Annotated in this window: 9 protein-coding genes; 4 read left to right on the top strand and 5 right to left on the bottom strand. The window is 33.2% G+C overall.

Annotation, left to right across the window (positions count from 1 at the left end; all coding sequences use genetic code 11):
- Window positions 1-816 (bottom strand): hypothetical protein (locus tag WCG23_12205; GenBank protein ID MEI8390630.1); only part of this gene is annotated, 816 nt, incomplete at its 3' end.
- Between the two features lie 226 nt (window positions 817-1,042).
- Here WCG23_12205 and WCG23_12200 point away from each other — a divergent pair.
- Window positions 1,043-1,885 carry a sulfide/dihydroorotate dehydrogenase-like FAD/NAD-binding protein gene (locus tag WCG23_12200; protein MEI8390629.1) on the top strand — a complete coding sequence of 281 codons (843 nt, stop codon included), beginning with the start codon at window positions 1,043-1,045 and terminating at the stop codon, window positions 1,883-1,885.
- On the opposite strand, the gene WCG23_12195 is transcribed toward WCG23_12200, so the two are convergent.
- The 3 genes from WCG23_12195 to carA are packed head-to-tail and all read right to left on the bottom strand — an operon-like array spanning window position 1,882 to window position 7,720.
- Window positions 1,882-3,384, bottom strand: coding sequence for an aldo/keto reductase (locus tag WCG23_12195; protein MEI8390628.1), 1,503 nt, complete (start codon window positions 3,382-3,384; stop codon window positions 1,882-1,884). The two genes, WCG23_12200 and WCG23_12195, sit on opposite strands and share 4 nt — an antisense overlap.
- A gap of 52 nt (window positions 3,385-3,436) precedes the next feature.
- Window positions 3,437-6,649: a carbamoyl-phosphate synthase large subunit gene (carB, locus tag WCG23_12190; protein ID MEI8390627.1), complete on the bottom strand. Its 3,213-nt coding sequence runs from the start codon at window positions 6,647-6,649 to the stop codon at window positions 3,437-3,439.
- A 3-nt stretch (window positions 6,650-6,652) separates the two neighbouring features.
- The gene (gene carA / locus WCG23_12185; GenBank protein ID MEI8390626.1) at window positions 6,653-7,720 is read right to left on the bottom strand and encodes a glutamine-hydrolyzing carbamoyl-phosphate synthase small subunit; all 1,068 of its coding nucleotides are present in this window, start codon (window positions 7,718-7,720) and stop codon (window positions 6,653-6,655) included.
- A 327-nt stretch (window positions 7,721-8,047) separates the two neighbouring features.
- On the opposite strand from carA, the gene WCG23_12180 reads away from it, so the two are divergent.
- Window positions 8,048-8,353, top strand: a complete 306-nt coding sequence (locus tag WCG23_12180) for a hypothetical protein (protein ID MEI8390625.1) — start codon at window positions 8,048-8,050, stop codon at window positions 8,351-8,353.
- Here WCG23_12180 and argB read toward each other — a convergent pair.
- The gene (gene argB, locus WCG23_12175; GenBank protein MEI8390624.1) at window positions 8,350-9,213 is read right to left on the bottom strand and encodes an acetylglutamate kinase; all 864 of its coding nucleotides are present in this window, start codon (window positions 9,211-9,213) and stop codon (window positions 8,350-8,352) included. The two genes, WCG23_12180 and argB, sit on opposite strands and share 4 nt — an antisense overlap.
- A gap of 119 nt (window positions 9,214-9,332) precedes the next feature.
- On the opposite strand from argB, the gene WCG23_12170 reads away from it, so the two are divergent.
- Window positions 9,333-9,725: a hypothetical protein gene (locus WCG23_12170; protein ID MEI8390623.1), complete on the top strand. Its 393-nt coding sequence runs from the start codon at window positions 9,333-9,335 to the stop codon at window positions 9,723-9,725.
- A gap of 45 nt (window positions 9,726-9,770) precedes the next feature.
- On the top strand, window positions 9,771-10,052 hold the full coding sequence (locus WCG23_12165; protein MEI8390622.1) for a hypothetical protein: 282 nt from the start codon (window positions 9,771-9,773) through the stop codon (window positions 10,050-10,052).
- Window positions 10,053-10,085: the final 33 nt, after the last annotated feature.

Below are 10,085 nucleotides of genomic sequence, written 5' to 3'. Positions count from 1 at the left end.
AGCTGTTTCTGTTGAATCTTTTTTATGGGCACATGAATCATTTTGGCTTGTTGGCCTTGTTGGCGTTGAATATACCGGATCAGTTGTCTCAGTTGCCTTTTGAGAATCAAAAGGACTCCAATTATCAGATCTGGAAGCTGTTTCTGTTGAATCTTTTTTATGGGCACATGAATCATTTTGGCTTGTTGGCGTTGAATATACCGGATCTTGATATTTAGAATGATGTTTATGCGGATATTTTTGACATTGATTATAGTCTTGATTGTATCCTTGATTATAACTTTGGCTTTGAGGGGCTTGATATTGTTGATAATCGCTTGAGCCAAAGGAACCTAATAAACTTTGTAATATATTTGAAAACATATTGTTCGTTGATGGGTATTGAGAGAATGGATTGGAAAACTGATTTTGTTGTTGAAAAGGTGAAAAACCAGAGTTACCTGAATTTCCATAACCTTGGAATTGGGAGAATGGATTAGAAAACTGATTTTGTTGCTGAAACGGTGAACAGCCAAAATTGCTCCTATCGCCAAAACCTTGGAATTGAGAAAATGGATTAGAAAACTGATTTTGTTGCTGAAACGGTGAACAGCCAAAATTGCTCATATTGCCAAAACCTTGGGATTGAAATAATGAATTTCCGAATTGATTTTGTTGTTGAAAAGGTGAACAGCCAAAGTTACCGAGACCCTGGTTTGAAAATAATGAATTTTCAAATGAATTTGATTGTGATGAAATCAGTAAAAGAAAGGCTTCAGAACTTGTTGAACTTGTTGTGTTTGGCTGATAATAATTAGAAAAAAACTTGTTTAACATAAACGTAGTCTCCTATTTCCTTACTTATTTAAAATTGATATATTTGATATATACTTATGATATATTAAAAACATTTATTTCTTTTAAATTGCTTAGTTTTTTGCTATTGTTACAATACTTAACATTTTTATATCAAAAATTAAGAATTGAATAAATATTTTTTTAATAAAAAATATTTAAATTGTATAATATCTTTGTAATAGGGTTGAAATTAAGGAAACAAAAAGTGGGATATAAAATTTTATCTAAAAACAAATTGAGTGAAAATCTCTATGAAATAATTGTAGAAGCGCCTTATGTTGTCAAAAATGCAAAAGCAGGACAATTTATAATATTAAGAGTGGACGAAAAAGGAGAAAGAATTCCTTTAACTATTGCTGATATTAATAAAGAAAAAAACGAATTAACCATAGTATATATGGCGGTTGGTCATACTACAAAAAAACTTGCCCAACTTGAGTCAGGCGAAGAAATATTAGATTTGGTGGGTCCTCTAGGACTTCCTACTCATATTAAAAAGCACGGCACAGTTATTTGTGTTGCAGGCGGTTATGGTGCAGCACCCGCTTATTTAATTGCGAAAGCCTATAAAGATGCAGGAAATAAAGTTTATATGATTATAGGTACACGAACGGAAAGTTTGATTTTTTGGGAAGATAAAATGAAAACAGCCTGTGATGAACTGTTTATAACGACAGATGATGGTTCAAAAGGCCGAAAAGGCTTTGTAACCGACCAATTAAAAGATATTATTAAAAATGAACAGGTTGATACAGTTATGGCAATAGGTCCTATTCCTATGATGAAAGCAGTTGCCGAACTGACAAAAACCGAAAACATACCTGCTATTGTAAGCATGAACCCTATTATGGTAGACGGTACAGGAATGTGCGGTTCATGCAGGCTTACTGTCGACGGAAAAGTTAAATTTGCATGCGTTGACGGACCTGATTTTGATGCGCATAAAGTTGATTTTAATGAGATTATTCAGCGCGGACAAATTTATAAAGAAATAGAAAAATCTACAGAACACAAATGCAATCTTGAAAAACAGGCTGACAATCTTTAATCAACTGAAATATTGATTTTGTTCCATTCAAAATCCTTGTTAACAGGACTTTTTAACTCATTAATCGCATCAGCAACATAAGGTAGATGAGTCATTCCGACCAAAACAGTTGTTACCCCTCTTGTAGCTCTTAATGTTCTAATTGCCATATTACTAAGTCTTGTTGTCGTTGCAAGCTCAGGTGCTAAAGCAGTTAATTTGGATTTAATATCAGCAGTAAATTTCAGATATTCGTTATCCCAATAAGCGCTGATAAAACTAAAAAGCTTACCTATTTTGAATGTACAACTAAATAAATCCATTTCAAATTCTTCATTTTTCAATGAATTATTTTTAATAAAATTTTTGTAGTAATGAAATCTTGGTAAAAAATGCTGATTAAGAGCATTCTTCCAGTGAAAAATGTCATTATAACTTGACCAACTGTCTTTTAGTTCTTCAAATACAAACAGGCTATGCGTTATCTCATTTGAGATTTCATCACTTACATATAATTTTAATTTTTGAAGTATAGATTTTTCAAGTTTATTAATGTTTTCTAATTCAGTATTAATAATATCTGCCGTTGGAATTACTGGAATTATCGGTTCTGCAAGTTTAATTAATTTGTTGTTTAAAATTGCATTCAAAGGTCTGTTAATTAACACTCCTAATTTTTTATTTACGGCTAAATCGAGCAAAGTCATATTATTAGATTGATTAGCTCTTAAAGCGGCATCTTTTTCAAAAATATTCATAGGAAATTCAATCACACTAAAATGATTTTCTGCAGAAATTTCTTCCGCAATAGAAATTACTTTATCAAGAGAAGTGAATTCATATGCATCGGCATCATTAGGGAACGTATTTGAACTTACACCATAGTGCCTAATTCGTCCTTTTTGAACTTCTTTTTCTAAATACTCAAAAGCTTTTTTGATTCTTGCATAGTAAGTTTTTCTTGCCGTTTCTTTATCAATATTATTATTTTTAGCCCACTTTAGATAATATTCAGGGTTATGAAGAAGATAAACATCTATAGTTTTTAGATTTAAACGCTCAAGGCTTCTTGTTATCTGATCATCTAAAAATTCTGCGTGGATGCAATGTTCCAGACCTTCTTCATATTCTACAAGGTCTTTAAACGGGAAATTTTCATCTTTTCTTTCCTGACTTAAAATATAATTTTCTCCTTGAATATAGCCGCCTTTTGTAACAACTACAACTGATTCTCTAGAAAGTAAATTTGCATTGATAATTTCTGTTAAAACTTCGCCAATAAGCAATTCTGAATTGCCGTCAGTATAAGTTGAGCTTGTATCAATCAAATTTACTCCTGATAATAAAGCTTTTTTGAGTGCATCTCTGTTTAATGGCGATCTTATGTCAATTCTATAACTTCCAAAGCCAATCTCTGAAACTAATAATCCTGTTTTCCCAAGTGAATTATATTTTAATTCAGTAAATTTATCTGAAAATAATTTTGTTCCATTTATAGATGCAAAGGCGTTTATAGTCATATATTTAAAATTTCCTCAAAATTTATTAATAAATTTTAGTATAACAGCAGGTTTATTTTAAACAAAGTGGTTTAATATAGCTATTTATATCATCATATGTGAGCTTTTCATTATTTTTCTTTGTTTTAAGTGCTACAGTATATGCTCTTGCAGTATCAAGTGAAGTAAAGCAAGGAACTTTATATTGCTCTGCGCATGTCCTCAGCTTAAATCCGCATCTTTCTGTAACTTTACCTATAGTTGGAGTATTTATAACAATATTTACATCGTTGTTTTTAATCATCGAATGTATATTATCAAAGTCGAATTTATCGACTTCCTTAACATCAAGACCTTTGTTTCTCAGGAATTTAGCTGTTAATTGTGTTGCGATTACTTTAAAACCCAGATTTTTGAATTCGCTAACAATTTCAAATGCTTCTTCTTTATCATTATTTTTTACAGAAACAAGAATATTGCCGCTTTCGGGGAAAGTATAGCCGGCACCCTCAAAGGCCTTAACAAGCGCTTTTTCATAAACTGTATCTATCCCTAGAACTTCACCTGTTGATTTCATTTCAGGAGTAAGCGCAGTGTCGACATTTGTAAGTTTCTGAAAAGAAAATACAGGAGCTTTTACGGCAATTAAGCTTGTGTTTGGCAATAATCCTGTTCCATAAGTCAAATCTTTAAGTTTTTCTCCGAGAATTACTTGTATTGCAATATTTACCATAGGAATTTTGGTCACTTTACTCAATATAGGCACTGTTCTTGATGCTCTTGGGTTTACTTCTATTACAAAAACATCATCGCCTTTAACCACATACTGCACGTTCATTAACCCGATAACCTGTAAAGCCTTTGCCAGCTTTTTTGTGTAGCAGATAATTTTGTCAAGAACACCTTGAGAAATGGTTTGCGAAGGATAGACGCAGAAACTGTCGCCTGAGTGTACGCCCGTTCTTTCGATATGTTCCATTATCCCTGGAATTAAGATGTCATCTTTGTCAGAAATTGCGTCTACTTCAATTTCTTTTCCGTTTATATACTGATCAATAAGAATTGGGTGTTCTGATGATAGAGCAACAGCTTCTTTTACGTATTTTGTAAGCTCTTCATCAGAATAAACTATTTGCATAGCCCTTCCTCCTATAACGTAAGAAGGTCTGACTAATACAGGATAACCAATGTCACCCGCAGTTTTAATAGCATCTCTAAGAGTAGTTACTGCTGCGCCTTTGGGTTGGGGGATTTTTAATTCTGTGAGAAGTTTTTCAAAAAGTTCCCTATCTTCTGCCATATCGATTGATTCTACAGAAGTACCAAGTATTTGAACTCCTCTTGTTAAGAGTTTTGGGGCTAGATTTATTGCAGTTTGCCCGCCAAATTGAACGATTACACCTTTTGGCATTTCTTTTCTTATTACGTTGAAAACATCTTCTATAAATAAAGGCTCAAAATAAAGTTTATCAGATGTATCAAAGTCTGTACTGACTGTTTCAGGGTTATTATTAATGATTATAGACTCATAGTTAGCCTGTTGAATTGCCCATGCTGCGTGAACAGAGCAGTAATCAAATTCTATTCCCTGTCCTATTCTTATCGGACCGGAGCCAATTACTATAATTTTTTGATTTTTACTGATTATATTTTCATCTTCATCTTCGAAAGTTGAGTAATAGTAAGGGGTATAAGACTCAAATTCAGCCGCACAAGTGTCTACCATTTTGTAAACAGGATAAAGATTGTGCGCTCTTCTGAGTGTATCTAGCTTTGCCAGAGATTCTTTGGACAAATCCTGTATTTCGTAGTCGGTAAATCCCATCGTTTCAGCTCTTTTGAGCAAATCAATAGTCATTTGTTCTGTTTGGAGCCTGTTTTCAACAATTATTATATTATTTATTTTGTTAAGAAACCATTTATCGATTTTTGTTATGATATTTATTCTTTTAACAGAAATCCCTTTTCTTAAAGCTTCTGCAACAACAAAAATTCTTTCATCATCGCAAGTTTCAAGTCTTTTTAATAAATCATCCTTTGAAAGCATTGTAATATGTGGTTTTCTTAAACCTGTATCATTGCCTTCGAGTGATATTACGGCTTTTAAGAAAGAACTTTCAAAGTTTCTGTCAATAGCCATTACTTCGCCGGTTGCTTTCATCTGTGTTCCCAGCTTTCTGTTGGCATAAGAGAACTTGTCAAAAGGCCATTTGGGGATTTTAACAACTATATAATCAAGTGATGGTTCAAAAGAAGCTTTTGTCTTTCTTGTAACATAGTTTGGTATTTCGTGAAGGTTAAACCCCACTGCAATTTTTGCTGCAATTTTTGCAATAGGATAACCTGCAGCTTTTGAAGCAAGAGCTGATGACCTGCTTACTCTCGGATTTACTTCTATAACGCAGTAGTCAAGAGATTCAGGATTTAATCCAAACTGAACATTGCATCCGCCTTCTATTTTTAAGGCTTTAATAATTTTTATTGCAGAAGACCTTAACATCTGGTATTCTTCATCTCTTAAAGTTTGAGAAGGTGCAACTACAATGCTGTCTCCTGTGTGAATCCCGACAGGATCAAGATTTTCCATATTACAAATGACTATACAGGTGTCATTTGAGTCTCTCATTACTTCGTATTCAATTTCTTTCCAACCTGCTATGCTTTTTTCAAGTAAAACCTGATTAATTCTACTGTGAAGCAGCCCTGTATGGAGAGTTTCTTTCAATTCGTATTTATTTGAAGCAATGCCGCCACCGGTTCCGCCCAGCGTATAAGCAGGTCTGACAATAATCGGATATCCGATTTTTTCGGCAAATTTAAGTCCTTCTTCAATGTTATCAACAATAGTGCTTGGAGGAATCGGTTCTCCGATTTCTTCCATAAGTTTTTTAAAGCATTCTCTGTCTTCAGCTTTTTTTATTGTATCTAAAGATGTGCCCAGGAGTTTAACGTCAAATTTATCAAGAATACCTGCTTCTTGTAACTCTATAGCTAGATTTAAACCTGTTTGCCCTCCCATAGTAGGGAGTAATCCGTCCGGTTTTTCTTTTTCTATTATATAACTGAGTGCATTAACAGTTAGAGGTTGTATATACACTCTATCAGCAATGTTATCATCAGTCATGATTGTGGCAGGGTTGCTGTTAACAAGAATTACTTCAAATCCTTCTTCTTTAAGCGCTTTACAAGCTTGTGTTCCTGCATAATCAAATTCAGCAGCCTGTCCAATGATTATCGGGCCTGAACCTATTACTAATATTTTATTTAATGAATTATTTTTTGGCATTTGTTAATCCAATCTCTTTATCCACTCACTGAAAATAGAATTTGCATCCAACGGGCCGGGACCGGCCTCAGGATGAAACTGAACTGTATTTATGTTGAATTGTTCACTGCAAAAACCTTCTACAGTATCATCATTCACGTTAATATGCGTAATTTGAACAGTCTTTGGCAAATTTTCTTTTGAAACGGCATATCCATGGTTTTGTGCTGTCATATAAACTTTATTTGTCCTTAAATCAATGACAGGATGGTTGCTTCCTCTGTGTCCGAATTTTAGTTTGTAAGTATTTGCTCCTAAAGCGAGCGCTAAAATCTGGTGCCCCAGACAAATTCCAAATAACGGCATTTTTCCTATAAGCTCTTTTGTTGTGTTAATTGTTTCTTTAACGGCCTGTGGATCTCCAGGCCCGTTAGAAAGCAGTACTGCATCAAACTCAGATGTTAATAAGGTTTTAGAATCAATATCAAAAGGAAACACATGGACTTCACATCCAAGCTTAGTGAGGTGTTTAACTATGCCATTTTTAACTCCGAGGTCAATAAGTCCTATTTTGTATTTTTTATCATTTTGAGAAGGAAGCTCAACATGCGAATCTTTGGAAGATACCTGTTTAACCACGTCAGAAGGGAAAATATGCTGTTTCAGCAGGCTTTTAATTTCTTCATCAGGCTTCTGTGTTGTAATTACGCAGTTCATAGCACCTGATATACGTATTTTTTTTGTCAGCCTTCTTGTATCAACACCTGAAACACAAGGAATATTTTGCTCTTTTAAATAATCAGAAAGGTTTTTTGTACTTTTCCAGTTGCTTTCCATCTCACAAAGCTCTTTTACAATAAATCCTTGAACCTGAATTCTTTTAGACTCAACATCTTCATCGCAAATGCCGTAATTTCCTATAAGCGGATACGTCATTACAACTGTTTGACCTGCATAAGACGGGTCGGTCAATATTTCTTGATAGCCGCTCATTCCTGTATTGAAACAAATCTCACCGAACGAAGTTATATCTGCACCGCAGGAATTCCCTTCAAATATTGTTCCATCTTCAAGTAATATATATGCTTTCATCGATTTTTCACTTAACCCCAAATTATTTTTATAAATCCAACTTTATATTTCTTAATTTTATTCGTTTTTTTTATCAATTTAATATATTCACGAGTTTTATCTTATTGTAATTAAAAATCAAAAATTTAGAAAGGATAAGGGAAAAAAAAGGAAATTAAAAACAATATGCAAAATTTAAGATAAAAATGGTTTAGTATCACAAATTATTGGTAATATCCCAGAAGCAGAAACTCAACTTGCAGATAAACTTAGAAAATTTAGAGCTGAAGTCGTGAGTACAATTCAATAAATACAGTCTTTAGTTTAATTTATATAAAGGAGAAATTTATGGAAGTAAGAAACAGACCACAAAATTTAGGATTTGGCAGTGTGCATGCAAAATTTAACATGCCTGACATATTATTTGATATCGTAAGAAAAAAAATAAAAAGACTTGATGGTATTAAATTAGATAGTTTTGAAAATGGAAGAAGGCGTGCTATTAAAATTGATGCTGCTCCCGAATTAGAAGAACAAATACATCAAATTTTAATAAATTTAAATGGTCTGGGTGTTAAGATAATAAACGATGTAGCAGGAAGCCTTTCAAGATTTGAAAGCGATAAAAGATGGGCTGATAAAAATCCCGTTTAATCCCTGTTAATCATTGTTCCTATACCTGTTTCCGTAAAAACTTCCAACAAAAGACTGTGCTCTACTCGACCATCGAGTATGTGGACAGTCTTTACTCCTTTTTCAACTCCTTCGATGCAGCAGTCGACTTTGGGAATCATTCCTCCCGAAACTGTGCCGTCAGAAATTAGTTTTTTTGCTTCAGATACAGTCATATTTGATATAATTGACTTATCGTCATTAATATTTCTTAACACACCTGCAATATCGGTTAAGAAGACAAGTTTTTCTGCACCTAATGCCCCTGCAATGGCTGATGCGGCATAATCCGCATTAATATTGTAAGTATTTCCTATTTCGTCCATTCCTGTCGGAGCTATTACAGGAATAAAATCGTTTTGGATCAGTATTTTGATTAAATTTGTGTCCACGTCAATAATTTCACCGACAAAACCTGCATCTTGCCCGTCTATCAGTTTTTTTCTTGCTTTAAGAATATTACCGTCTTTGCCGCTTATGCCTACCGCATTAAAGCCCTGAGTTTGGATATTTGTGACGATATCTTTATTTACCTTGCCTGAAAGCACCATTTCTACGATTTCCATGGTTTCTTCATCGGTAACCCTCAGCCCGTTGATAAACTCGGGTTGTTTATCCATTTGTTTGAGCATTTTGTTGATTTCCGGACCGCCGCCATGAACTATGACCGGCGAAATACCCACTAATTTCATAAGAGCTATATCCTGTAAAACTGATTTTTTAAGCTCTTCATTCAACATAGCGCTTCCGCCGTATTTTATAACGACAGTTTTGCCTGAAAAGCACTTTATATAGGGCAATGCTTCGATTAGGATTTTGCTTTTATCAATATATTTTTGCATTTGAATTCCTTTTGTAACAATTTATTAATAATTTAAATTTTTAATATTAACTTTTTTTTTCACAAGTTTTAAATAATTGTACACAATAAATTTAATATTAGAAAGGACAAGGTTATAAAATGGAAATTAGAAACGGCCAGCAGAATTTAGGATTTGGTACGGCATTTGTAAATTTCAATCAAAAAAGGTTGTACGAGTTGCCTAAGCATACCCAGGTTAAAGTCACAAATTTATTAACTAAGGGGTTTTACTTTATGAGTCTTAGTAATGATTTTATAGTTTCTGCTACACTTCCAAATAAGCAGCTAAAAAAATCTTTATATAACGGCAATACAGCCTTAAATTTTACGCATGAAAACCCCGCTAAAGAGAATCAATTAGTTAAAATATTTAAAAAATTGTTTGATAACAAAGACATAGATGCTTATACAATAGATAATACTCCAGAAAATGCAAAACTAATAGAAGAGTTAAAACATAAACAACAAAACTGGGTTATATCAGGTGATTAGAAAATATATTTAACAAAATAAATGTTAGAAAGTACAGGTAATTAAATGGAAATTAAAAGCATAAACAAAAATTTAGGATTTGGTACGGCATTTGTAAGCTTTGATCAGGACAGACTTGAAGAACTACCTAAAAAAGATCAAATTGAAGTAACAAATTTATTAACTAAAGACCTAAAACCAGAGATGTGTGATGGTTTTATGAAATATACAGGTTCAAATAAACTTGTATTAAGCTCAGCATTTACCGGAAAAACAACTTTGCATTTTACTGATGAAAACCCTGAAAAAGAGAAACAATTAGTAAATAACAGGAGTTACGCAGCATAAGTTAAAGTCTTGTTGTCATTGAATTTTATAGTA

Source organism: bacterium (assembly GCA_037147175.1).
GTDB lineage: Bacteria > Cyanobacteriota > Vampirovibrionia > Gastranaerophilales > UBA9971 > UBA9971.
Note: the sequence above shows the minus strand (reverse complement) of the source record. Positions and strands in the feature narration are given on the sequence as shown.